The sequence below is a fragment of the Cellulomonas cellasea genome, assembly GCF_006538745.1.
Classification (GTDB): Bacteria; Actinomycetota; Actinomycetes; order Actinomycetales; family Cellulomonadaceae; genus Cellulomonas_A; species Cellulomonas_A cellasea.
In genome coordinates this window covers 188,195-211,568 of sequence record NZ_BJLR01000009.1, presented here as the reverse complement: position 1 = coordinate 211,568, position 23,374 = coordinate 188,195, and the positions used below count along the sequence as shown (strand labels likewise).

General features: G+C 73.8%; 18 protein-coding genes, 1 tRNA gene and 1 pseudogene. 10 read left to right on the top strand and 10 right to left on the bottom strand.

The window, feature by feature from the left end:
* Window positions 1-120 precede the first annotated feature (120 nt).
* Together CCE01nite_RS22005 and CCE01nite_RS04260 are read left to right on the top strand one after the other, a co-directional pair.
* Window positions 121-309: pseudogene (locus CCE01nite_RS22005) on the top strand (hemerythrin domain-containing protein); the annotation flags it as partial.
* Window positions 310-828: 519 nt separating this feature from the next.
* Window positions 829-2,001: an aminotransferase class I/II-fold pyridoxal phosphate-dependent enzyme gene (locus CCE01nite_RS04260; RefSeq protein WP_034624703.1), complete on the top strand. Its 1,173-nt coding sequence runs from the start codon at window positions 829-831 to the stop codon at window positions 1,999-2,001.
* A 55-nt stretch (window positions 2,002-2,056) separates the two neighbouring features.
* Here CCE01nite_RS04260 and CCE01nite_RS04255 read toward each other — a convergent pair whose 3' ends face one another.
* A complete protein-coding gene (locus tag CCE01nite_RS04255) occupies window positions 2,057-3,346 on the bottom strand; it encodes a hypothetical protein (RefSeq protein WP_034624704.1) in 1,290 nt (429 codons plus the stop codon).
* Window positions 3,347-3,417: 71 nt separating this feature from the next.
* Here CCE01nite_RS04255 and CCE01nite_RS04250 point away from each other — a divergent pair, with 71 nt between their 5' ends.
* Both CCE01nite_RS04250 and CCE01nite_RS04245 read left to right on the top strand, forming a co-directional pair.
* Window positions 3,418-4,311 (top strand): helix-turn-helix transcriptional regulator, encoded by an 894-nt coding sequence (locus tag CCE01nite_RS04250; RefSeq protein WP_034624705.1) that lies wholly within the window; start codon window positions 3,418-3,420, stop codon window positions 4,309-4,311.
* A gap of 176 nt (window positions 4,312-4,487) precedes the next feature.
* The gene (locus tag CCE01nite_RS04245; protein ID WP_034624706.1) at window positions 4,488-5,528 is read left to right on the top strand and encodes an NAD(P)-dependent alcohol dehydrogenase; all 1,041 of its coding nucleotides are present in this window, start codon (window positions 4,488-4,490) and stop codon (window positions 5,526-5,528) included.
* A 42-nt stretch (window positions 5,529-5,570) separates the two neighbouring features.
* Here the strand turns inward: CCE01nite_RS04245 and CCE01nite_RS04240 are convergent, their stop codons facing one another.
* The gene (locus tag CCE01nite_RS04240; protein ID WP_034624707.1) at window positions 5,571-5,870 is read right to left on the bottom strand and encodes a hypothetical protein; all 300 of its coding nucleotides are present in this window, start codon (window positions 5,868-5,870) and stop codon (window positions 5,571-5,573) included.
* A complete protein-coding gene (locus CCE01nite_RS04235; protein WP_034624708.1) occupies window positions 5,860-7,476 on the bottom strand; it encodes a TROVE domain-containing protein in 1,617 nt (538 codons plus the stop codon). Before CCE01nite_RS04235 ends, CCE01nite_RS04240 begins: the two co-directional genes overlap by 11 nt.
* A 980-nt stretch (window positions 7,477-8,456) precedes the next feature.
* Here CCE01nite_RS04235 and CCE01nite_RS04230 point away from each other — a divergent pair.
* On the top strand, window positions 8,457-9,539 hold the full coding sequence (locus tag CCE01nite_RS04230; protein ID WP_034624709.1) for a hypothetical protein: 1,083 nt from the start codon (window positions 8,457-8,459) through the stop codon (window positions 9,537-9,539).
* Window positions 9,540-9,765: 226 nt separating this feature from the next.
* On the opposite strand, the gene CCE01nite_RS04225 is transcribed toward CCE01nite_RS04230, so the two are convergent.
* The 7 genes from CCE01nite_RS04225 to CCE01nite_RS04200 all read right to left on the bottom strand — a co-directional run bounded on the left by CCE01nite_RS04225 (window position 9,766) and on the right by CCE01nite_RS04200 (window position 17,834).
* Window positions 9,766-10,992: a type II toxin-antitoxin system HipA family toxin gene (locus CCE01nite_RS04225; protein WP_052103379.1), complete on the bottom strand. Its 1,227-nt coding sequence runs from the start codon at window positions 10,990-10,992 to the stop codon at window positions 9,766-9,768.
* Complete coding sequence (locus CCE01nite_RS04220) at window positions 10,989-11,267, bottom strand: helix-turn-helix domain-containing protein (protein ID WP_052103380.1); 279 nt, start codon at window positions 11,265-11,267, stop codon at window positions 10,989-10,991. Before CCE01nite_RS04220 ends, CCE01nite_RS04225 begins: the two co-directional genes overlap by 4 nt.
* A gap of 237 nt (window positions 11,268-11,504) precedes the next feature.
* Window positions 11,505-11,575, bottom strand: a tRNA-Gly gene (locus CCE01nite_RS04215).
* Between the two features lie 112 nt (window positions 11,576-11,687).
* On the bottom strand, window positions 11,688-12,014 hold the full coding sequence (locus CCE01nite_RS22000; RefSeq protein WP_246056318.1) for an aldose epimerase family protein: 327 nt from the start codon (window positions 12,012-12,014) through the stop codon (window positions 11,688-11,690).
* Window positions 11,948-12,820 carry an aldose epimerase family protein gene (locus CCE01nite_RS04210; protein ID WP_246056317.1) on the bottom strand — a complete coding sequence of 291 codons (873 nt, stop codon included), beginning with the start codon at window positions 12,818-12,820 and terminating at the stop codon, window positions 11,948-11,950. The genes CCE01nite_RS22000 and CCE01nite_RS04210 overlap by 67 nt, the downstream gene beginning before the upstream one ends.
* 89 nt (window positions 12,821-12,909) lie before the next feature.
* Window positions 12,910-15,309 carry a glycoside hydrolase family 94 protein gene (locus CCE01nite_RS04205; protein ID WP_034624710.1) on the bottom strand — a complete coding sequence of 800 codons (2,400 nt, stop codon included), beginning with the start codon at window positions 15,307-15,309 and terminating at the stop codon, window positions 12,910-12,912.
* A 44-nt stretch (window positions 15,310-15,353) separates the two neighbouring features.
* Entirely contained in the window at window positions 15,354-17,834 is a 2,481-nt protein-coding gene (locus tag CCE01nite_RS04200; RefSeq protein ID WP_034624711.1) for a glycoside hydrolase family 94 protein, read from the bottom strand.
* Window positions 17,835-18,133: 299 nt separating this feature from the next.
* Between CCE01nite_RS04200 and dcd the strand changes: the two genes are divergently transcribed.
* From dcd to CCE01nite_RS04175, 5 genes are all read left to right on the top strand, one after another.
* Window positions 18,134-18,709 carry a dCTP deaminase gene (dcd, locus tag CCE01nite_RS04195; RefSeq protein ID WP_034624712.1) on the top strand — a complete coding sequence of 192 codons (576 nt, stop codon included), beginning with the start codon at window positions 18,134-18,136 and terminating at the stop codon, window positions 18,707-18,709.
* Window position 18,710: 1 nt separating this feature from the next.
* Window positions 18,711-19,844, top strand: a complete 1,134-nt coding sequence (locus CCE01nite_RS04190; protein WP_307722715.1) for a molybdopterin-binding protein — start codon at window positions 18,711-18,713, stop codon at window positions 19,842-19,844.
* A 51-nt stretch (window positions 19,845-19,895) separates the two neighbouring features.
* The gene (locus CCE01nite_RS04185) at window positions 19,896-20,945 is read left to right on the top strand and encodes an aminoglycoside phosphotransferase family protein (RefSeq protein ID WP_246056316.1); all 1,050 of its coding nucleotides are present in this window, start codon (window positions 19,896-19,898) and stop codon (window positions 20,943-20,945) included.
* Between the two features lie 83 nt (window positions 20,946-21,028).
* On the top strand, window positions 21,029-21,889 hold the full coding sequence (locus tag CCE01nite_RS04180; RefSeq protein WP_052103382.1) for an LLM class flavin-dependent oxidoreductase: 861 nt from the start codon (window positions 21,029-21,031) through the stop codon (window positions 21,887-21,889).
* Window positions 21,890-22,216: 327 nt separating this feature from the next.
* The gene (locus tag CCE01nite_RS04175) at window positions 22,217-23,371 is read left to right on the top strand and encodes an epoxide hydrolase family protein (protein ID WP_034624714.1); all 1,155 of its coding nucleotides are present in this window, start codon (window positions 22,217-22,219) and stop codon (window positions 23,369-23,371) included.
* Window positions 23,372-23,374 lie beyond the last annotated feature (3 nt).

The following is a 23,374-nucleotide window of genomic DNA, read 5'->3' as shown; positions in this document are numbered from 1 at the left end:
AGTCCGAGCCCACGACCGAGCCCCAGCCCGCGACCGAGTCCCCGCCCCGACCCCCGCCGTGACGCAGCCCCGGACCCGGCGACGCACGCGGGAACCCGCGTCCGCGCGTGGGCCGACGAGATGCGCCAGGTGCACGCGCGCCTGCGCGCGGCCCTCGACCTCGCGCGCGACCAGCTCGAGGACGCCGACGCCCCCGGCGCCCCAAACGCGCCCGCGACCGACCCGCTGCTCTACTGCTGGGGCTTCTGCGCCGCGCTGAGCGGTCACCACCGCAGCGAGGACACCGCGCTCTTCCCGCGCCTGACCGAGCAGCACCCCGAGCTCGCGCCCGTCGTCGCGCAGCTCGTCCAGGACCACCACATGATCGAGCACCCTGCTCGGCGCGCTCTCGGAGGCGATCCGCCTCGGCGCGAGCACCGAGGAGAAGCTGCGGCACCTCGACGGCGTCGAGGCAGTGATGACGACGCACTTCCGCTACGAGGAGCGCCGCCTGCTCGACGTGCTCGACGGGGTGCTCGACGACGCGGTCACGCCGAGCGAGGTGTTCGGGCCTCTGGTCTGAGCGGTCCAGCGCGCGCAGCTGTCGCGGTCGGCGCCGTGAGGTGCGCCCTCAGGCGCGGCGCCGGCACCGGTCGCCGCCGCCGCCGTGACGTGACGCCCACCGCAGCCCGCACCCGGCCGAGCGGGGTGTCTCGGGACCGGCTCGCGGTACCTCCCCTTCGGGCGGGACGCCGTCGCGCACGCACCGATCCGCTGACGCGCGCGGCAGCCGGTGCCGATCATGGTCCGACCGCGACGGCGCGGGAACCTGCGGAGGAGGCGGTCGGCATGGAGCTCTCGGACCGGGCACGAGCGGCAGGCGACGCGATCGAGCCCGTCACCTCGTTCTTCCTGTCGCTGCGCGCGATGGACGGCCGGCCGGACGTCGTCGACCTCACGTTCGGGGACCCGCACGAGATGCCGCTGCCGGCGCTCGTCGACGCGATCCGGGCGAATCTCGAACCGCGCAGCGAGGACTGGTTCGCCTACAAGACGAGCCTCGCACCGGCCCAGGATGCGGTCGCCGCGGGGCTGCGCGCCGAGCTCGGGCTCGACTTCGCCGCGGCCGACATCACGATGACGCAGGGCGCGTTCGGCGCGATCGCGCTGGCGTTCCGGCTCGTCGCCGACGTGGGCGACGAGGTCGTCGTCCCCGAGCCCGGCTGGTTCTACGCCCCGATGCTGCGCGCGGCGGACATGGTCCCCGTGCGGGCGTCCCTCGCCGAGGGCACCTTCGACCTCGACGTCGAGGCCGTCGCGCGGGCGATCACCCCGCGCACGCGGATCGTCGTCGTGAACTCCCCGGCGAACCCGACCGGCCGGGTCTACGGGCGCCAGCGCCTCGCGGAGCTGGCGATGGTCCTCGACGAGGCGTCGGCGCGCCACGGCCGGCGGATCTGGCTGCTGTCCGACGAGCCCTACCGGCGCATCCGGTTCGACGGCGTCGGCTTCACGAGCCCCGCCGAGCTCTACCCGTGGACGCTCGTCGACTACTCCTACGGCAAGGTCCTGCTCGCGCCGGGCCAGCGCCTCGGCTACCTCGCGCTGTCCCCGCTGATCCCGGCCGCGGTGCGCGACGAGCTGCGCGACGCGATCCTGCCGCTGCAGCTCGCGCTCGGCTGGGGGTTCCCCGACGCGCTCATGCAGTACGCGGTGCCTGCGCTGGAGACGGTGTCGATCGACGTCGCCGCGCTGCAGGGCCGGCGCGACCGGGCGGTCGGGGTGCTGCGGGACGCCGGGTACGTGCTCACCGTCCCCGAGGGGACGTTCTACCTCTGGGGCGAGGCGCCCGGAGGGGACGCGGTCGCGTTCACCGCCGCGCTCGCCGAACGCGGCGTCCACGTCCTGCCGGGCACGGTGTTCGGTCGGCCGCAGCACTTCCGGATCAGCCTCACGGCGACGTCGGACATGCTCGAGCGTGCGCTGCCGGTGCTGCGGGAGGTCGGCGCCCGGGTCGGCTGAGCCGCTGCGCTGCGCTGCGCTGCATCGCGCCGCACCGCGCCCTGCCCGACCGCGGTCAGTCCCGGAGCTCCGGGAAGCACCAGTCCGCCATGTGCCGCAGCGACGCCCCCGTGCCGAACGGGGTGCTCGTCGGGGCGGGCCGGTCGTCGGGCGGTGCGGGGACGTCGCGCGCGAGCCGCCGCACGCGCGGGGTCGTCGAGAGCTGCGACGTGAGCTGCTGCCACCGGCCGTCGGGCCGCCCGCGAAACCCCCGCCCGGCGACCACATCGGCACCGGGCCGGGCGTCGAACACCCCGTCGAGGTACTCGACGCGCCCGTACCGGCGCCCGCCGTGCTCCTCGACGCCGTGGCAGTACGCGAGCACCCAGGCGTCCTCGCGGCAGCCGACTGCGTACACGTCGCCCGCCGCCGGGTCGCCGCGCAGGTGCGGGGCGAGCGGCTCGGCGCGGGCGGTGCGCGGCGCCCGGACCGACGGTGACGCGGGAGGGGCTCCTGCGGGCCGGGTCGACGAGACCGGGAGATGCCCGAACAGCCGCTCGACGACGGCCGCGTCGACGCCGTGCTCCGCGGTCCAGAACCCGAGCGGCGCGGACACCTCGACCCGGACCGACGGACGGCGGTCGCGCTCGCGGGCCGTCGTGAACCGGGTCAGCAGCCCCGGGTGCTCGGGGGTCTGCAGCACGCCGAGCAGTGCGAGGTCCTCCAGGAGCGACGTGACCGCGTGCTGCGGTCGCCCCGGCAGGAGCCGTTCCCGGTGCACGGCCTTCGCCGCCGCGCCGGGCCGTGTCCCCGGCGGCAGCTCCCGCAGGGTGCGGAACACCTCGTGCAGGGTCCACACGTCGTGCGGGGTCGGACGGGGCCACGGGGCGGGCGCGTCCCGCAGCGCGAGCACGTACCCCACGACGTCGCCGGGCAGCGGCGAGCCGCTCGTCCGACGGCTGCGCCACGCGTCGGTGGTGTCGACCGTGACTGTGGGGTCGACGAAGCAGACGTCGCACGTCCGGTCGGCGCGGCCGTCGTGCGCGTGCCCGGGGAGCGTCGAGCCGAGCACCGTCGCGGGCAGCAGCGCCCGCCAGCGCACCGGCGCCGAGCCCAGGCTCGCCACGAAGGCGTCGGCCGCCGCGTGCTCGTCGACCGCGCGGGCACGGGTCCGCAGCTCGGTGACCGCCTCGTCGTGCGTGAGCGTGACGCACGCGTTCGGGGCCAGGCCGCGCGCCGCGAGGGCGGCGAGGTCGCCTGCGTCGGCCGTGGTCGGGATGCGCACCTCGTGCCGGCCCTGCCGGTAGACGCGGTTCTCGGGCGCGTACAGCCGGGTCAGCAGGGCGAGGGCCCGGTCGTCGTCCACCGCACGAGGCTAGGCGAGAGGTGTACCCGCAGGGTCTCCCTCCGCCGCACGGCCCGACCTAGCCTGACCGCATGGACAACCGATCCGAGGTCCGCGAGTTCCTCGTCTCGCGGCGCGCGAAGGTGACGCCGGAGCAGGCCGGGATCGTGGGCGGCGGGAACCGGCGGGTCGCCGGGCTGCGGCGCACGGAGGTCGCGGCGCTGGCCGGTGTGAGCGTCGAGTACTACGCGAAGCTCGAGCGCGGCGCGATCGCCGGTGCGTCGGCGTCGGTGCTCGACGCGGTCGCCCGCGCGCTCCAGCTCGACGACACCGAGCGCGCCCACCTGCTCGACCTCGCCCGGACCGCCGACGGGATCCCGACGTCGGGACGGCCGCGACGGCGCCCCACGAAGCAGGCCGGCACGCGCACGAGCCTGCAGTGGGCGCTCGACGCGATCACCGACGGCGTGGCGTTCGTCCGCAACCCCCGGCAGGACCTGCTGGCGACGAACGCCCTCGGGCGAGCCTTCTACTCCCCGGTGATCGGGGACGGCGGGCGCACCCCCAACCTCGCGCGGTTCCAGTTCCTCGACCCCGCGTCGCGCGACTTCTACCCGGACTGGGACCTGTTCGCGCAGATGTGCGTCGGCGTCATGCGCTCCGAGGCGGGGCGCGACCCGCACGACCGCGGCCTGCAGGACCTCGTCGGCGAGCTGTCGACCCGCAGCGAGACGTTCCGCCGGCTGTGGGCGGCGCACGACGTGCGGACGCACGGCGCGGGCACCAAGCACTTCACGCACCCGGTGGTGGGCGAGCTCGTGCTCGCCTACGAGGAGCTCGCGATCACCGCGGAGCCCGGGCACGTGATGCTCGTCTACACGGCCGAGCCGGGGTCCGCCTCGGCGGAGCGCCTGCGCCTGCTGGCCTCGTGGGGGCGCACCGAGCAGCTCGCGAGCCTCGGGCTCGACGCGCGCCAGGACACCTGAGCCGCCGACCACGCCGCGGCGTCGACCACGGACGCGTGCGCCGCGTCGCGCGCCGCGGCGTCGGTCCGCGAACGGTGCCCTCGCAGTACACCCCACGGCAGGGACTCCCGCCGGGCCGGTCGCCGGGATGTCATGAAGACTCGTCCCGAACCCCACCCGAACCGAAGGACACACCCATGCGCGTGCACGCCTACGCCGCCCCGGCCGCCTCCGAGCCGCTCGAGCCCACGACGATCGAGCGCCGGGCCGTCGGACCGAACGACGTCCTCATCGAGGTCGCGTACGCCGGCATCTGCCACTCCGACATCCACACCGTCCGCGGCGACTGGGGCCCGCAGCAGTACCCGCTCGTCCCCGGCCACGAGATCGTCGGGACCGTCGCCGAGGTCGGCGCCGACGTGACGCGCCACCGGGTCGGCGACCGCGTCGGCGTCGGCTGCATGGTCAACTCGTGCGGCGCGTGCGTGAACTGCCGCAAGGGCGAGGAGCAGTACTGCGTCGAGGGCATGGTCGGCACGTACGGTGCGACCGACCGCGACGGCACCGTGACCCAGGGCGGGTACTCGACGCACGTCGTCGTCGACGCGGACTACGTGCTGAGCGTGCCCGAGGGCATCGACCTCGCCGCCGCCGCGCCGCTCCTGTGCGCGGGCATCACGACGTACTCGCCGCTGCGGCACTGGGGTGCCGGCCCGGGCACGAAGGTCGCGGTCGTCGGCCTCGGCGGGCTCGGGCACATGGCCGTCAAGCTCGCGCACGCCATGGGCGCCGAGGTCACCGTGCTGTCCCAGTCGCTGAAGAAGCAGGAGGACGGCCTGCGCCTCGGTGCCGACCGCTACTACGCGACGAGCGACGCGGCGACGTTCGAGGACCTCGCCGGCGAGTTCGACCTCATCGTCAACACCGTCAGCGCGCGCATCGACGTCAACGCCTACCTCGGGCTGCTCGCGGTCGACGGGACCCTCGTCAACGTCGGCGCCCCCGCCGAGCCGATGAGCGTCAACGTGTTCTCGCTCCTGGCGAACCGGCGCTCGTACGCCGGGTCGATGATCGGCGGCATCCGCCAGACGCAGGAGATGCTCGACTTCTGCGCCGAGCACGGCCTGGGCGCGGACATCGAGCTCATCTCGGCCGACCAGATCAACGAGGCGTACGAGCGGGTCCTCGCGTCGGACGTGCGCTACCGCTTCGTGATCGACACCGCGACGCTGGCCTGACCGGGGCCGTGGCCGACGCTGCGACGCCGGCCTGACCGGGCGTCATCGCCCGCGCCGCGCGATGAGCGCGACGAGCTCCCGGCTGCAGCCCAGCACCGCGGCGATCGTGGTGTAGGTCCACCGCTCGGGGTCCTCGGCGCGGAGCTGGAGGATCAGCCGGTCGCGCTCGGCGCGGTGGCGCGCGGCGACCTCGTCGGCCTCGGCGGCCTTGCGGTGCAGCTCGCGCGCACGGCTCGCCCGCGCGTCCGAGGCGCCCGCTGCCCGGGCGTGCCGAGGGGCGGCACCGTCACCGGTGCCGCCCCTGGCCGCCCTGGCGGGCGGGTGCGGTCCCTCAGAGCCCACGCGCGAACTCCGTGATGAGCGAGGGCACCGCGCCGTCGAACCCGACGACGTCGAGCATCCCCGGGTCGCTCGGGTCCGCGATCGAGAACCCGGTCGCCGTCATCCCGACGACGACGAGCCTCGCCGGGATGCCCGACGCGCGCCGGTACTCGGCGAGCGCCTGGTGCGGGTGCACCTTTCCCGCCCACGTCTCGTTGTCCGTGTAGACGACGAACGTGTCGACCTCGAGCCCCTGCTCGCGCGCCCAGACCATCGGCAGCGCGCAGTCGGTGCCCGACATCGGCATCGCGTCGACCACGCGCAGGGCGTCGTCGAGGCGCTGCCGCGGCGAGATCGCGAGCGGGCGCAGCGCGGAGTCGTGCCAGTCCCGGCGACCCCACGACGCGTCCGACCCGTCCGCCGTCGTGAACCCGACCGCCGTGGCGGACGGCTCCGTCGCGAGCTGCACGAGCGCGAGCGCCGCCGAGGCCTCCCGGGCGGTGACCGGCATGCCCGAGATCGGCACGCCCATCGACCCGGACACGTCGACCGCGAGGAGCGTCCGCGTGCCCGACGGCTCGACCGCACCGAAGGCGCGGTAGAACGCGGTGTCGAGCGCGTCGACGACCGCCTGCGTCGGCGTCCACTCCCCGCCGCCGCGCGCCGAGCGCCCGGACGCGTACGTCCGCTGCGCGACGAGCACGTTGACGGGGTGCACCCGCGACTTCCGCAGCCGGTCGGGGTCGACGAGCTGCGCGACGACCTCGCCGGTGCGCCCGCCGAGGTCCGGCAGCATCCCGAGCCGGGTCAGCCGCGGGAGCTGACGCATGAGCGCCGTCTGGGGCACGCCCACGTCGAGCAGCGCGTCCCACACCGCCGTCTCGCCGAGCGCGGCGTCGGGCAGCATCTCCCACGAGAGCCGGTGCCGGCGGACCAGCGCGGCCCACGCGGCGGCGTCCGTGGCCGACTGCGCCGCGACGAACCCCTCGACCAGCGCGGGCGTCGCCTCGCCGACCGTGCCCCGCACGACCCACTCGAACGTCGCCCGCAGCTCCGGCGTGACCGCCTGCGGGTGCGCCAGGCGCAGCAGGTCGCGGTGCGACCAGCCCTCGCGCTGCCGGTACTTGACGAGCTGGTAGGCCAGGGCGTCGACGTCCTTCGCCGTGTACCAGGACCCCACCGCGCGCCGCAGACTCCGGCCCCACCCGCGGAACGTCTCGACGTAGCCCGCGAACAGGAACAGGTGCGTGCCCGTGCGCGCGACCTGCGGCAGCGCCGCGAGCGCGAGCTGGGCCGACTCCGGCACCGACGCCGCGTACGCGAGCGCGAACAGCGCCGCGTTCTGCTTCGGGGCCGCGCCGCGCGTCGACACGTCGACGATCGTCCGCACGAGCGTCTCCGGGTCGTCGTGCGCCATCCGGCCGACGACCTCGGCGTTCTCGCGGGCGAGCTCGCGCGGGGCGGCGTAGTACGAGCCGCCGTCGACGCCGAGCGTCAGGAAGCGGCGCAGGCGTGCGGCGTCGTCGAGCACGAAGGTGTGGCCGCCGGCGCTGTTGGGCACCTGGCGGGGGTCGGCGCGCTCGCTCTGCGGCGTGCGCCGCAGGCCGAGCGTGCGCAGGACGTCCATGGGTGGTTCCTCTTCTCGGTGGCCGACGGCGGTGGCGGGCGTGGTGTGCGGGCCGGGTCTGACCCGGCGTGCCGGGGTCATCCGTGAGAGGGATAACCGACCCGCTCCGGCCCGCCACCGTCGTCGTGGTGGGTGAGCGGACGTGGGGGTGGTCCCCGGGACGGCGGCTCGCGCCGCCGGGCAGGTGCCCCGAGGGGCCGGGAGTCGAACCCGTACTGCCGTCTACCAGGTGACCGAGGACCGTTCGGCCCGCTCGTCGGGAGGTTCGGGTGGGCGTGTGATGACGCCGGAGTCCTGCTCTGCCGATTGAGCTACGCCACCGCGAGGGGTGGCGACGGGACTCGAACCCGCAACCTGGCCATTTCGAGTGGTAACCGACTGTCGCCGGCCCACCCGAACCTTCCCGTGTTCTGTTGTCGTGCATGACGGTAGGGGTCTACACAGCACGTGACCAGCGAATATCCGTCGGCCTCGTGGTGCGCTCCCGACGGGAGAGGCCGAGGCGGCCCGCCGGAACGGGAGGCGCGGGGTGTGAAGCTGGTGGCCCGGGCGGGCGTGGTGGTGGTCGCCGGAGTCCGGTGCTCTGCCACTGAGCCACGACGCCGCAGCGTCGGAGGGACTCGAACCCTCGACCTCCGGAACCAGGTAACCGACGGCCGTCGGCCCGCCCGGGCCGGGGACCAGTGTCACGAGGTGGGCCGGGCCGTTCAAGGGATTTGCGCCAGCCCGCCAGCCCGCCGTGCCCGTCCCGCCCCGCCCGCCCGGTGACGATCCCGACTGCGCCCGACGAGGACGACGCACCGACGTATCCCCGCGCCCTCGTCGCGCTCTGCTCGAGGAGAGGTCTCCGGGGAGGTCCCATCGTGCGAACGCACCGTGCCGAAGCGCCACGAGAACCCGTCGACGACCGTCCGCCCACGCGCGGGGCCCGTCGACAGCCCCCCGCTGCACCGGAGCATGCGCACCTCACGCGGGAGTCGGTGCTCGCCGTCCAGCAGGTCGCTGGGAACGGCGCCGCCCTCCGGCTGCTGGGCGCGCGGACGCCCGCGGCCCCGTCCGCCGTCCAGCGGGCCCCGTCGACGGCGACCACGACCGCGCCCGTCGTCCAGCGCGCCCCGTACGGCCTCGACCGGCCGACGAGCCAGGGCCCGTACGTCGACGTCGCTTACCGGCTCTGGACGTCGAACAAGCGCATGACCCTCAAGGCGTTCGCCGACGCGCTGCTGACGGCGATCGAGGCCGGGCTTCCGGCGCCGAAGATCCCGTACTTCGAGTGGACCTTCGTCACCGGCGCCGGTGCGCACGGCGTGTTCGACTCGCGGAGCTGGAAGATCAAGGTCAACACCTCGAAGTTCAGCACGCGCACGCCGGCCCCGACGCTGCTCGGCCAGCTGACGGTGGACGAGGTCACCGAGGTCGTCGGCACGATCTACCACGAGGCGCGTCACGCCGACCAGGACGTGCTGATCATCCGCGACCTGCTCGCTCAGAAGAAGAAGGTCTCGGCGATCGTCGCGGCGACGAAGATGCCCCGGCGCGTCGTCGCGGCGGTCGCGAAGGCCCGGTACCCGAGCGTGCCGGACGCGGACCAGACGGCGCACGCCCGGCGCATGTACGACGTCATGTACGGGACCCACAAGCAGTTCCTGACGTTCCTCGTCGACCACTCCGACGCGATCGACGTCCTCGGCAAGGTCGCCGAGAAGAAGGCTCCTCTGCGTACCCTCGCGCCCCACGTCGCGACCCTCGCGAGGTGGCAGTCCAGGGACGTGAAACCGCACATCGCCCGGATCACGCGCCTGGCCGCACCGACGGCCGTCGAGACCGCGCTGCGCACGCGGCTCGAGCGGCTGGACGGCGCGCTCACGGCGTTCACGGCCGTGTGGAAGACGGCCTCGGGTGCGAAGAAGCCCTCGACGGCAGTCGTGGAGGCCGTCCGGGAGAAGGCCACCGCTGCGATGGCCGTCATCGGTGAGACGTACCTCGAGCTCGAGGGCGAGGGCGACGCGTTCCGGGTCGAGGAGGACGTGAAGGACGCGTTCGACCGGAAGCTGAACCCGTAGCTCCGGGCCTGGTGCTGCCGACGCCTACGCTCGGCGGCGTGCAGCCGCTCACCACCCATCGCTCCGGCGACCGCACCACTCCGCCGTCGTGCTCGTGCACGGGCTGACGGAGGCCGGGGCCTCGTGGCCCGACCTGGTGCAGCACGGGGGTGCCCACTGGGACACTGGCTCGACCCGGCAGCGCACGACAGCGTCCAGACCCTATGCCTGCTCGTTCAGGGCGCGGTCAGGTCACGACCTGCAGGGCGGCTCCGGCGCGTTCGTCGACGAGCGCCGCTACCTTCTCGACGTCGATGCCGTCGGCCGTGCACGCAGGCAGGGCGTCACGCACCCGTGTCGCGACCGATGCGATCGTCTCTGCGATCACCTCCTCGCTCAGCCTCCAGGTGCCGGCCTCGTCGCGCAGGTGCGTCGCGGTCAGGTACCGCAGGCGCCCTTGTCCGTCGAGGTTGTGCCCGAAGTTCTGGAAGACCGGGTTCAGCAGGAAGACCGGCGCGACGTCGTACAGCGGCGACATGGAGTACGTCGCGGCCCGGCTGATCGACAGGGAGTAGTTCTTGGAGTGAGCGTCCCCGTTGCCGACGAGGAGGTTGAACGCCACCTGGGCGAGCAGGTCCCGTGCAAGCTCGTCGGGCTCGACCGCTTCCGCGCCGGCTGCTCGCGCGATGCTTGCCAAGCGCTGCTCGGAAGTCGTCGTCTCGTACTTGTCGCGCACTGAGACCCCCAGCGCCTGCGTGAAGTCCTCCTGGTGGGTGCGCTCGCCCTCGTGCCGGTCGAACCGCTCGACGATCAACGCGAGGCGCCCGTCGAAGTCGGCGAGCTCGGCGCGCGCGGCGGGCAGGGCGGCCGTCCGAGCGAGCCGCAGCGCCCACTCCTCCCACCGGACGAGGTCGGGCACGGCGATGTCCGAGGTCGGCTCAGGCTTGATGATGTGGGTGGACACAGCCCCGTCCGCCGGCCACGCCCAGCCGGTCGCCGTCCGGGTGAGGAGCACCTTGGCCTGGATGCCACCGAGGGAGGCGCTGACGACCTGTCCGGGTGGGGGATCCAGTGTGGGGAGCTGGGCGACGACCCGGTTGACCTCGTCCTCGCTGAGCTCGATCAGGCGCCCGGGACCCGGCGGTTCGGGGTCCACCGTGAACTGGATCGCACCGGCGCACTCGCGACCGATGTGGGTGAGCAGCCCGAAGGTGTCTCCGGGGCGCAGCCGGTGCTCGCGCTCGAGGGCGCCTCGCGCGCTTCCCTCAGGCAGGAGGTTGTCGAGGAACCGCTCGAGCTGGTCACCCTGGACGCGCTTGTCCGTCAGAGGCAGTGACAGGCTCAGTGGTCGCGCGCCGGCGCCGTAGGTGTCGAGGATCTCGGCGGAGTACCGCATGCGCAGCCGTCCGTTGCGGAGCTTGGCGAGCTCGGCGAGCGACTGTCCGCGCAGCCAGACGTGCAGGGTGGAGGTCACGCGGGTACCACGGTGACCAGGGAGCCACGGGGGACCACGACGAGCTCGTACCCACATGCGGTGAGCGCGTCGATGACGGTGTCGGTGGCGATCGGCTGCCCGCGTTCCATCCGCGAGATGGTCGGGCGGGAGGAGCCGATCAGCTCAGCGAGGTCGGTCTGGCTCTTCCCGCTGGCGGCCCGTACCGCTTGGACGGCGTCCGCGAGGGCTCGGGTGGTGCGTGCGCGGTAGTACCGGCGGCGCATCGTTTCTGAGTCATCTCGGGCGTCGATCATGAATGCATCGTATCCGATTCATCGCGCCATCGGTGTGGGATGACTCAGATGTGATTCAGCACTCGCTCGACAGCGCCGTCCACGCGCGGGAGCCCTGCTGGTAGCCGAACCGGCGCGATGCCGAGGTCGGCGGCCGACTCCGGATTCCTGTGCGACCGTCGCCGATCGGTACCCGCAGGCGCGGTGTGAGTGGCCTGGAGGGGGAGCGCTTGTCGTACTGACTGCGGTGATACTGGGAGCGGGTGACGAGAATCGAACTCGCGCTATCAGCTTGGGAAGCTGAAGTTCTACCACTGAACTACACCCGCACTGCGCCGGATGGCTCCTCCGAGGAGGTCCCTGCGCCAGCGCGCGCACCATCATACCGACGCAGCCCGTTCCGTCGAATCCCCGGTCCGGCCCGCGCGCGGCACCCGTCGGTCAGACCCGCCCGACCGACACCGTGAACGTCCCGGACCGCGACTCGCCCGGCTCGAGGACGAAGACCCCGGTGCCCTCGACCCCGGCGTCGTGCAGCGCGAAGCCGTCGTTGACGTTCGTCACGGGCTCGACCGCGAAGTGCGTGCGCCGCCGCGGCAGGTACACGACGAGGTGGGAGTAGACGTCGTCCAGGTCGAGCCGGACGTCGACGCCGTGGTCGGGGTACGTCCAGCGCACGGGCTCGCCCGGACGCAGCCCGGTCAGGACGTCGTCGACGAACGCGGTGCCGAGCGGGCGCGGCTCCCGGTAGTCGGCGCGGGCCCGCACGGCCCCGGCGGACGTGACCGCCATCGCCGACTCGAGCGCGTAGCCGCGATCGGCGGGCACGTGCAGCACGGCGTCGGAGCCGGGGAGCGTGCCCGACGACGCTCCCGGCGAGGACGACGGCGTGGAGGCGGGCGCATCGCCCTCGTCGGCGGCGTCACCGGTGACCGCCGAGGGCGCCGTGAACGCGGCGGACGTGAGGCGGCGCTGGAAGTACGGGTGGTGCCGAAGCCCGCGGGGAACGGCTCGGTGTCGACGTTCTCGACCGTCGTCGTGACGCGCAGGTCCGCGCCGTCGAGCTCGTAGACGAGGCGCGACCGGAACTGCCACGGGAAGTTGACGCCGACGAGCCCGCGGGTGTCGAGCTCGAGCTCGACGCGCGCAGCGGTCCGGTCGACGACGCGCCACGTGTAGTACGCGACGGCCCCGTGCATCGCGGTGCCGTCGGCGGCGTTGTGCGCGAGCGTCCAGGTGCGGCCGCGGAAGCGCAGGACGCCGTCGCGGATGCGGTTCGACCAGGGCACGAGCGGGAAGCTCGCGCACTTCTCGGGCGCGCCGTACACCGTGGGGCGCGTCGGGCGCAGCAGGTCGAGCCACTCGCCGTCGACGAGCACCCGCCCGAAGGCCAGCGAGCCGCCGGTGGCGGGCAGGACGCCGAGCTCCCACGAGCCGGAGCGCAGCGTCACGACGCGCGGGTCGACCGGCACGTCCGCCGGGTCGGGCGCCGTCAGCGCGGTCAGCAGCTCCGGGACGGACGCCGCCGCCGGCGGTGCCGCGCCCGGCGTGCGCGTGCTGGTCTCGGTGGTCACGTCGGCCCCCCGGCTCGTCGTCGGCGACGGGACGGTCCCCGTCGTCGTCCCTCCCCGTGCCCCCGCCCGGGACCGGTCCGTGGTGACGCTCATCCGAGCACCACGTCGACGACCGACCCGTCCTGCAGCAGGCACTCGGGCGCCACGTCGCCCTCGACCGGCGTCCCGTCGACCGTGAGGCGGGCGACGCCGCTGCACACGTGGTCCGGGTTCGTGACGCGCACGGTGACGTCGCGCCCGCGGAACCGGCGCCGCACCTCGAAGCCGTCCCACGCGGACGGGATCGACGGGTCGACGCGCAGCCCGGCGACGGTCGGCCGGACGCCGAGCAGGTGCTGCGTCACGGCCACGTACGTCCAGCTCGCGGTGCCGGTGAGCCACGGGTTGCGGGACTGCCCGAAGCGCGGCGACGCGGGGCCGTGCGTGAACTGGCTGTAGACGTACGGCTCGACCTGGCGCGTCTCGGCGTCGTCCTCGTACCGGGCCGGCAGGTACGCGCGGTAGTACTCGTACGCCCGGTCGCCGCGGCCGAGCATCGCCTCGGCGACGACGGCCCAGGAGTTCGCGTGGCAGAAGATGCCGCCGTTCTCCTTGTGCCCGGGCGGGAAGACGAGCAGCGACAGGCCGATGCCCTCGATGGGCTTGGTGTGCGGCGGGTCGCACAGCGCGATCCCGTGCTCGGACGCGAGGTGCTCGTGCACCGAGTCCATCGCCTGGCGCGCCCGCCCCGGGTTGGCGACGCCCGAGATGACGGCCCAGACGTTCGGCTCGAGGTAGATCCGGCCCTCGTCGGCGGTCGCGGTGCCCAGCGGCGCCCCGACTGCGGAGATCCCGCGGATGTACCAGTCGCCGTCCCAGGCCTTCTCGGCGTCCTCGAGCAGGAGCGCGAGCTGCTCGGCGCACCACGCGACGACCTCGGTGCGCTCGAGCAGCGAGGCGAGCTCGCCTACCTGGCGCAGGCCGTTGGCCAGCAGGAACGTCGAGAACATCGACTCGCCCTCGGTGCCGAACTGGATGCAGTCGTTCCAGTCGGCGTCGAGGCCCTGGACCAGCCCGTGCGCGCCGCGGTGCTCGAGCGAGAACCGCAGGGCCTGCACGAGGTGGCCGAGCACGGTGTCCTCGCCGGCGTCGGCGTAGGGGAGCACCGTGTCGAGGTAGGTCGCGTCGCCGGTCTCGTCGACGAGCGCCGCGACCGAGAGCGGGAGCCACAGGGCGTCGTCGCTGCGGTAGTCCTCGAGCGCCGGCGTCGGCTCCTTGCCGGGGGTGTGCGTGAGCGGCTTGATCAGCGGGAGCGCGCCGCCCTCGGCCGTCTGGCCGGTGAGCAGCAGGTCGAGGCGCTCGCGGGCGGCCTCGGGGATCGAGTGGACGACCGAGAGGATGTCCTGCGCGGTGTCGCGGTAGCCGAGGCCGTCGCGCCCGCCGGTCTCGATGAGCGACACCCCGCGCGACCAGTTGAACGTCATGTGCGTCTGGTAGGCGTGCCAGACGTTGACCATCGAGTCCAGCTGCGGGTCGGGCGTGCTGACCTGCAGCGGCGCGAGGTGCCCGGCCCACTCCGAGCGGATCGCGGCGAGCTCGGTGGCGATCCGCTCGGGCGTCGCGAACTCTGCCACCGAGTCGCGCCCGGGCCGCACCGTCACCGTGCCGTCGCCCCACTCGGCGTCGGGCGAGCCGACGCCGAGGGTGTAGACGACGTGGCGGGTCTCGCCCGGCGCGAGCTCGACGCGCACGTGCAGCGAGGCGCACGCGTTGTCCCCGACCGTCTCGCTGCCCGAGCACGTGCCCCGCTCGACCGCGACCGGGTCCCGCGGCGTCCGGTACGGGCCCAGGAACAGGTCGCGGTCGGTGTCGAACGACACGACGTCCGCGCCCGTGACCGTGAACCAGCACTCGCTGAACACGTCGCGCGTCGAGTTCAGGCGGTGGATGAAGCCGTCGGAGTACGACGCGCGCACGACGTACTGGCTGTACTGGAGGTTCAGCAGGTCCTGCTGGTGGCTCCACTCGTTCGCCAGCTCGGCGTACGAGAACAGCGAGATCGTGCGCGGCGTTGTCCCCGTGTTCGTCACCTCGACGGACCAGTGCTCGAACGCCTGGCCCTGCGGGACGAACGTCGTCATCTCGGTGTGGATGTCGCGGTGGTCGGACTCGAACACCGAGTACCCGAGCCCGTGCCGCACGCGGGCGACGTACGGCTCGGGCCCCTCGAGCGGCGTGCCGACCGGCTGCCACGACGCCGACCAGAAGGCCCCGTCGGCGTCGTCGCGCAGGTACACGAAGCGGCCCGGCTCGTCCTGCGGCACGCCGTTGAAGCGCATCCGCAGGAGCCGGCCCGTCCCTCCCGACCGGAAGAACGAGAAGCCGCCCGCGTTCTGCGTGACGATGCCCCCGTAGAGCCGCGACCCCAGGTAGTTGCTCCAGGACCGCGGCGTGTCGGGGCGCGTGAGGACGTACTCGCACGCGTCGTCGTCGAAGTAGCCGTACCGCATCGTCGCAGTGTCCTCCAGAAGCACCGTCGAGCGACCCCGGGGGGTCAGACGGTGACCTCGACCCGGACGGTGGACCCGGCCGGGGCGTAGGGGACGGTGTTGCCCTCGACGGGCGTGCCGTCCACGACGAGCGTGCCGCGGGCGCCGGGCGTGCCGGAGTTCGTCACGTGGATCTCGTACGTCGCGCCGCGCGCCGAGCGGGTCACGGTGAACTCCGGGACGTCGGGCCCGATCTGCGGGTCGACGACGAGCCCGTCGTAGCCGGGGCGGACCCCGAGCAGGTACTGGCTCACCGCCACGAAGTTCCACGCGGCGGTGCCGGTGAGCCACGAGTTCTTGGCCTCACCGTGGCGGACGGCCTCCTTGCCCGCGATCATCTGCGCGTACACGTACGGCTCGAGCTTGTGCACGTCGGAGATGTCCTCGCGGTACGCCGGCGTGATCCGCTTGTAGTAGTCGAACGCCTGCGCGCCGCGACCCACGACCGTCTCGCCGATGATGACCCACGGGTTGTTGTGGCAGAAGATGCCACCGTTCTCCTTGTACCCGGGCGGGTACGTGGAGACCTCGCCCAGCTCGATCTGGTAGCTCGTGTACGCGGGGTGCTGCAGGACCATGCCGTGGTCGGTCGCGAGGTGCTCGTTGACCGCGTCGAGCGCCTTGATCGCCGGGCTGCCCTTGGCCTCGGGCGTGGTGGGGTCCGTGCCCTCGACGCCGATGCCCGCCATGACGGCGAAGCCCTGCGGCTCGATCCAGATCTTGCCCTCGGGCTTGGAGTCCGTGCCGATCTTGTTGCCGTAGAAGTCGTACGCGCGCAGGAACCACTCGCCGTCCCAGCCGTGGGACAGGACCGCGGCCCGCATCTCCTCGACCGCGGCACGCGCCTCGGCGGCGACGTCGGTCAGGCCGCGGCGCTCGGCGAGCTCGGCGTACTCGGCGCCGTAGAGGACGAACTGGGCGGCGATGAACACGGACTCCGCGACGCCGCCGGCCTGGTTCTCCGTCGTCTGGAACGACTCGCCCGGCTCGGTAGAGAAGCAGTTGAGGTTGAGGCAGTCGTTCCAGTCGGCGCGCCCGATGAGCGGCAGGCCGTGCGGGCCGCGGTTGTCGACCGTGAACCGGAACGAGCGCGTCAGGTGCTCGAACAGCGACTCGGCGAGCGACTCGTCGTTGTCGAACGGGACCTGCTCGTCGAGGATCGAGAAGTCGCCCGACTCCTTGATGTACGCGGCCACGCCGGCGATGAGCCACAGCGGGTCGTCGTTGAAGCCCGAGCCGATGTCGTTGTTCCCGCGCTTCGTGAGCGGCTGGTACTGGTGGTACGCCGACCCGTCGGGGAACTGCGTCGCGGCGATGTCGAGGATGCGCTCGCGGGCGCGCTCGGGGATGAGGTGCACGAACCCGAGGAGGTCCTGGTTGGAGTCGCGGAAGCCCATCCCGCGGCCGATCCCGGTCTCGAAGTACGACGCCGAGCGCGACATGTTGAACGTGACCATGCACTGGTACTGGTTCCACACGTTGACCATGCGGTCGAGCTTCTCGTCGGGGCTGGACACCGAGTAGCCGGACAGCAGCGTCGTCCAGTGCGCGCGGAGCGCCTCGAACGCGGCGTCCGTCTGCTCCTCGGTCGCGAACCGGGCGAGCAGCTCGTGCGCGCCCGTCTTGTTGACGACCTGCAGGTCGTCGTCGGCCCACTTCTCGTCCTGCGGGTTCTCGAGGTACCCGAGCACGAACGTGTAGGACGTCGAGGCGCCCGGCTCGAGCGTGACCTCGAGCGAGTGCGAGCCGATCGGGTACCAGCCCGAGGCCACCGAGTTCTCGGACTTCCCGGCGAACGGCACGGCCGCCTCGCCGAGCCCGTTGTAGGCGCCGACGAAGGTGTCGCGGTCGGTGTCGAAGCCCGTGGCCCGCGCGTTGACGCCGTACACGGCGTAGTGGTCGCGGCGCTCGCGGTACTCGGTCTTGTGGTAGATCGCGGTGCCCGTCGGGCCGTCGGCCTCGACCTCGACCTCGCCGATCGACAGGTTGCGCTGGTAGTTCGTCTGGTCGTCCTGGGCGTTCCACAGGCAGAACTCGACGAACGAGAACAGCGAGACGGTCTTGGCGGCGCCCGAGGTGTTGGTCAGCGTGACCTTCTGGACCTCGGCGTTCTCGCCCAGGGGCACGAAGAACAGCGTCTTGACCGACAGGCCGTTGCGCTCACCCGTGATGGTCGAGTAGCCCAGGCCGTGGCGGGCCTCGAAGTGGTCGAGCTCGGCCTTGACCGGCATCCACGACGGGGTCCACACGTCGCCGCCGTCGTTGACGTAGAAGTAGCGGCCGCCGGCGTCCGTGGGGATGTTGTTGTAGCGGTAGCGCGTGAGGCGCCGCATCTTGGCGTCGCGGTAGAACGAGTACCCGCCCGACTGGTGCGACAGGAGCGAGAAGAACTGCTCCGACCCGAGGTAGTTGATCCACGGGTAGGGCGTGTGCGGGGTCGTGATGACGTACTCACGGGACTCGTCGTCGAAGTGGCCGTAACGCATGCAGGCGCCTCTCGGGTGCTGGGTGTGTCACGCCGTCCCCGGGTGCTCGCCGCGGCTTCGCGGTGGTCGGTCGGGACCGGTGGGACGTCGGTGCGAGAGCGCTCCCATGCGACCTCACGGGAGGAAGCATAGCCGCAGCCCCTGCGCGGGGGAACGGCCGGGTGAGCGCGTTCCCGGGTGACGTCGCGGTGGCCTCCCGCGGGCTGCTGGACGCGCGTCCGGGCGATCACCGGTGCGGGGGGCCGCCGGACGGTGGTCGGTCCCGGCACGGGGCCTCGCGCGACCGTTACCGTGACCCCGTGCTGCTCTCCGATCGTGACATCCGCGCCGAGCTCGAGTCGGGCCGGGTCGTGCTCGACCCGTACGAGCCCGCGATGATCCAGCCGTCGAGCATCGACGTGCGGCTCGACCGGTTCTTCCGGCTCTTCGACAACCACAAGTACCCGTTCATCGACCCCGCGGCCGACCAGCCGGACCTCACGCGCCTCGTCGAGGTCGAGGGGTCCGAGCCGTTCGTGCTGCACCCCGGCGAGTTCGTGCTCGGCTCGACGTACGAGGCCGTGACGCTGCCCGACGACGTCGCGGCCCGCCTCGAGGGCAAGTCCTCGCTCGGCCGCCTCGGCCTGCTCACGCACTCGACCGCCGGGTTCATCGACCCCGGGTTCTCGGGGCACGTCACGCTCGAGCTCTCGAACGTCGCGACCCTGCCGATCCTGCTGTGGCCCGGCATGAAGATCGGTCAGCTGTGCTTCTTCCGGCTGTCCTCGGCGTCGGAGTTCCCGTACGGTTCCGAGCGCTACGGCTCCCGGTACCAGGGGCAGCGCGGCCCGACGGCGTCGCGGTCCTGGCAGAGCTTCCACCGCACGGACGTCTGACGTGGCCGGCGTGGACCCGGCGCTCCCGCGCCTGCCGCTCGACGACCCCGGGCTGCGGACCCGGCACCTGCTCGCCCTGCCCGCGGGCATCGGGCCCGACGAGGTCGAGGTCCTCGCGGTGTCCCGGTTCCCGGCCGCGCGGTGGGAGACCCGGCCGGGCGTCCTGCAGCAGCGTGCTCCGGGGGCCCGCGGCGCGCGGGGGACCGGGCCGACACCTGGCGTGCTGCGCGTCTCGCGGCTCTCGACCCTCACCGGCCCCTACGCGGTCCAGCCCGGCGAGGCGCTGAGCCTCGGGCTGCCCGCGGCGACCGCCGTGGTCTACGACGCCGCGTGCCCGCGCGAGCGCGGCGAGCGCCCGTACCCCGGCGGCGACCGCGAGGGGCTCAAGCGCGCGTTCCCGGACGCGGTGCCGGTCCGCGAGGAGGAGCGCGTGCTGCTCTGGCTCGTGGCCGTCGCCCGGCGTCTCGGCGGCGCGGTCCGCACCGGGGAGCGCGGCACGGTGCTCACGCCCGACATCGACGCCGCGATCGACCTGACCGTCTACACGCGCGGGTGGCTCGAGCCCGACGAGACCCTCGCCGTCGTCCAGCAGGTCCTGCCCCGGGCGCGGCTCGCGATGGACGGCGTGCCGTGGACCGGGCCCGCGCCCGACGCCGGGCGCCACGCACGCCCCGGGCTCGCGGCGCTCGGCGTCCCCGAGCGGGGTGGTGCCGGGCTGCGCGACGCGCTCGAGCGCCACGGCATCGAGGACGAGGACCTGCGCCGCCGCCTGCACGCCGAGGCCGAGGCCTACGACCGCGCGATGCTCGCCGAGCCCCCGCCGCAGACCGGGTACGGCGCGCTCGTCGACCTCGGCGTCGACGGGCTGCTCGCGATCGAGGTGCACGGCGAGGAGGTCCTGCCGCCCCTGCTGCGCGAGCTGCCGTGGGCGAAGGCCGGCGCCGTGGCCTACCGCGTGCGGTGGGAGCCGACCGACATCGAGGAGCTCGAGCTCGAGCGGCCGTCGTTCGAGCACCGCGTCGCGCGCGGGCGGGCGATGCCGCAGGTCCAGGCCGTCGCGCGGGCGCTGCACGCGGCCGTCGGCGGGGAGATCGCGGACGCCGCCGACTTCCTGGTGAACCCCGCGGACCTCTGACGCGCGGATAAACGGTTGTCGCCCGGGACGTGCGGGCGCGACGTTGGACAGGTGACTCCCGACACCGGCGCCGGCGTGCGCACCCGGACGAGCACCGCGCAGGACGACGACAGGGCGAGCGTCCCCGGGCAGGACGGCGATGCGTTCGGCCCCGGGCAGGGCGACGGGACGGCCGCCCCCGGGCAGGACGACGCGGCGACCGTCCATGGGCCGGACCGGCGGCTCGTCGACGTGGACGTCGTGCGGCGGCTCGTCGCCCGGCAGCTCCCGCAGTGGGCCGACCTGCCCGTGCGGCCCGTCGAGACCGGCGGCTGGGACAACCAGACCTTCCGGCTCGGGGACCGCATGACCGTGCGGCTGCCCACCGCCGCGGAGTACGCGCGCGCCGTCGACAAGGAGCACCGGTGGCTCCCGGTGCTCGCGCCGCAGCTCCCGCTGCCGATTCCCGTGCCGCTGGCGAAGGGCGAGCCCGGCGAGGGGTTCCGCTTCCCGTGGTCGGTGTACGGGTGGATCGAGGGGGAGCGCGCCGGCCTCGACACCGTGGGCGACCTCACCGCGTTCGCCGAGGACCTGGCCAACTTCCTGGTCGCGCTGCGCGGGGCCGACGCCGCGGGTGGGCCGGCGCCCGGGCTGCACAACTGGTTCCGCGGCGGCCCGCTCCTGACGTACGACGAGCAGACCCGGCAGATGATCGAGGTGCTGGGCGACCGCGTCCCGGGCGACCTCGCGACGCAGGTGTGGGAGACGGCGCTGCGCGCGACGTGGGACGGCCCGCCGGTGTGGTTCCACGGGGACGTCGCGGTCGGCAACCTGCTCGTGCGCGACGGGGCGCTCTCGGCCGTCATCGGCTTCGGCACGTGCGGCGTCGGGGACCCCGCGTGCGACCTGGCGATCGCGTGGACGCTGTTCACCGGCGAGAGCCGCGACGCGTACCGGGAGCGGCTCGGCGTCGACCCCGGCACCTGGGCCCGTGGGCGCGGGTGGGCGCTGTGGAAGGCGCTGCTCGTGTACGCGGACGAGCTCGAGACCGACGCCGCCGCGGCGGCGCTGACCCGTGCGGTGATCGAGGAGATCCTCACGGAGTACACGGCGTCCCGCTGAGCGTCGACCGCGGGCGCACGTGTCGGACCGGCGTGCCACGGTAGGGCGCACGTCGATGAGCGGAGCGCGCCGTGCAGTGTGCCGTGAGCATCCCCAACTTCGGCGTCGGGCTGTCCGCGCTCGCCGTCGGCGACCTCGCGGCGAGCGCCGAGGCCGCCGGGTGGGACGGGTTCTTCCTCTGGGACCACCTGTTCGCGTTCCCGCCCGGGCCCGTCGACGTCGTGGACCCGTGGATCGCGCTCGCGGTCGCGGCGACCCGGACGAGCCGCATCCGGCTCGGCACGGCGGTGACCCCGTTGCCGCGGCGCCGGCCCGTCAAGGTCGCGCGCGAGGTCACGACCCTGGACCACCTGGCGTCGGGCCGGTTCACGCTCGGAGTGGGCACCGGGGCGATGCCGTTCGAGTGGGACCACTGCGGCGAGGAGCCCGACGCGGTCGTGCGCGGCGACATGCTCGACGAGCACCTCGAGCTGCTGACCCGGCTGTGGACGGGCGAGGTCGTGCGGCACGAGGGCGCGCACTACCGGGTCGCCGGCGACGACTGGGGCGGGCTGGCGCACCCGCCGCCGGTGCAGCGCCCGCGCGTCCCGGTGTGGGTCGGCGGCACGTGGCCGGGCGGGCGGCCGTTCCGGCGCGCGGCCCGGTGGGACGGGGTCCTGCCGATGCGGGTCGACGCGGGGTGGACCGTGACCGACACCGCGGACGTGACCGCGTTCGTCGCCCGGCACCGGGTCGTCGACGCGCCGTTCGACGTGGCGGTGCCCGGCGAGACCGACCCTGGCGACCCGGCGGCGGGCGACGAGGTCCGGGCGCACGCCGCGGCGGGTGCGACGTGGTGGGTCGAGGCCGTGCACCCGTGGCGGTTCGGGTATCGGGACGGCGGCGCGTGGCCTGCGCGGGAGATGGCGGCGCGGGTCGCGGCCGGTCCACCCGTCCGCCGGTGAGCGTGCGCGACGACGGTGCCCGTCCGGCCTCTCGTCGTCGGGCACCGCGCGAGGTAGCGTGCGGAGAACAGGTCCCGCGCACCGACCGGTCCCCCCTCGGCCGGGCGCGCATCGCCGGCCCCGTGCAGCCCCGAGCCGCACGGGGCCGGTGCTCTGTCGGGGAGAAGCCGGCGCGCCCCCCTCGCCCGACGGCGACGCCCGCGCCCACGTCCGCTGGACATCGACGTCCGCCAGGCGCGCGCACGTACCGCGGCGCCCCGCGCTGCCCCTCCGGGCAGCCCCCGGGTACAGGTCAGGACCTGGCCGCTGCTCTCCCTAGCACGAACCATGACGACCGACGAGAGCATCCGCCCGTTCCGCATCGACGTGCCGCAGGCCGATCTGGACGACCTGCACGAGCGCCTCGCGCGCACCCGCTGGCCCCACGAGCTGCCCGACGTCGGGTGGACGTACGGCGTCCCGACCGACTACGTCCGCGAGCTCGCCGAGCACTGGCGCACCGGGTACGACTGGCGCAAGCAGGAGGCCCGGCTCAACGCGTACCCGCAGCACGTGACGGACGTCGACGGGCAGCCCGTGCACTTCCTGCACGTGCGCTCGCCCGAGCCCGACGCGCTGCCGCTCGTCCTCGTGCACGGCTGGCCCGGCTCGGTCGTCGAGTTCCTCGACGTCATCGGGCCGCTCAGCGACCCGCGCGCGCACGGCGGCGACCCCACCGACGCGTTCCACCTCGTGATCCCGTCGCTGCCCGGGTTCGCGTTCTCGGGGCCGACGCCCGCCGCGGGGAAGGGCTCGACGGACCGGTACGCCGAGGTGGTCGCGGAGCTCATGCGCCGGCTCGGGTACGACCGGTACGGCACGCAGGGCGGCGACGTCGGGTCGGTCGTCGGCCCGCAGGTCGGACGCATCGCCACCGAGCACGTCGTCGGCGTGCACGTGAACGCGCTCATGACGCTGCCCGGGTGGGACGTCGACAGCAGCGGCTGGTCCGAGGGCGACCAGGCGCGGCTCGCGGGGCTCGGCGGGTGGGAGGCCCACGGCGGGTACGCCGCGATCCAGAGCACCCGGCCGCAGACCCTCGCGCCGGCGCTGACGGACTCGCCCGCGGGCCTGCTCGCGTGGCTCGTCGACGTGTTCGCGACCTACACCAACCCCGGCATCGAGCGGCCCGACGACGCCGTCGACCGCGACGCGCTACTCACCGACGTGAGCGTGTACTGGTTCACCGGGACGATCGGCTCGTCCGCGCGGCTGTACCGCGAGTCGGAGAGCTGGGGCGCCGAGCTGACGAGCTCCGGGGTGCCGACCGCGGTCGCGCTGTTCCCGGGCGACCTCACGCTGCGCCCGATCGCCGAGCAGCAGAACCACGTCGTGCGGTGGACGGAGCTGGACCGCGGCGGGCACTTCGCGGCGATGGAGGCGCCGGACCTGCTGGTCGACGACGTCCGGGCGTTCTTCCGGGACCTGCGCCCGGGCTCCTGAGCG

Coding starts and splice junctions, on each gene's coding strand:
- CCE01nite_RS04235 (WP_034624708.1), bottom strand. CDS start 7,476: ATGGACGTCCTGCGCACGCTCGGCCTGCGGCGCACGCCGCAGAGCGAG.
- CCE01nite_RS04200 (WP_034624711.1), bottom strand. CDS start 17,834: ATGCGTTACGGCCACTTCGACGACGAGTCCCGTGAGTACGTCATCACG.
- CCE01nite_RS04245 (WP_034624706.1), top strand. CDS start 4,488: ATGCGCGTGCACGCCTACGCCGCCCCGGCCGCCTCCGAGCCGCTCGAG.
- CCE01nite_RS04260 (WP_034624703.1), top strand. CDS start 829: ATGGAGCTCTCGGACCGGGCACGAGCGGCAGGCGACGCGATCGAGCCC.
- CCE01nite_RS04175 (WP_034624714.1), top strand. CDS start 22,217: ATGACGACCGACGAGAGCATCCGCCCGTTCCGCATCGACGTGCCGCAG.
- CCE01nite_RS04250 (WP_034624705.1), top strand. CDS start 3,418: ATGGACAACCGATCCGAGGTCCGCGAGTTCCTCGTCTCGCGGCGCGCG.
- CCE01nite_RS04220 (WP_052103380.1), bottom strand. CDS start 11,267: ATGATCGACGCCCGAGATGACTCAGAAACGATGCGCCGCCGGTACTAC.
- CCE01nite_RS04205 (WP_034624710.1), bottom strand. CDS start 15,309: ATGCGGTACGGCTACTTCGACGACGACGCGTGCGAGTACGTCCTCACG.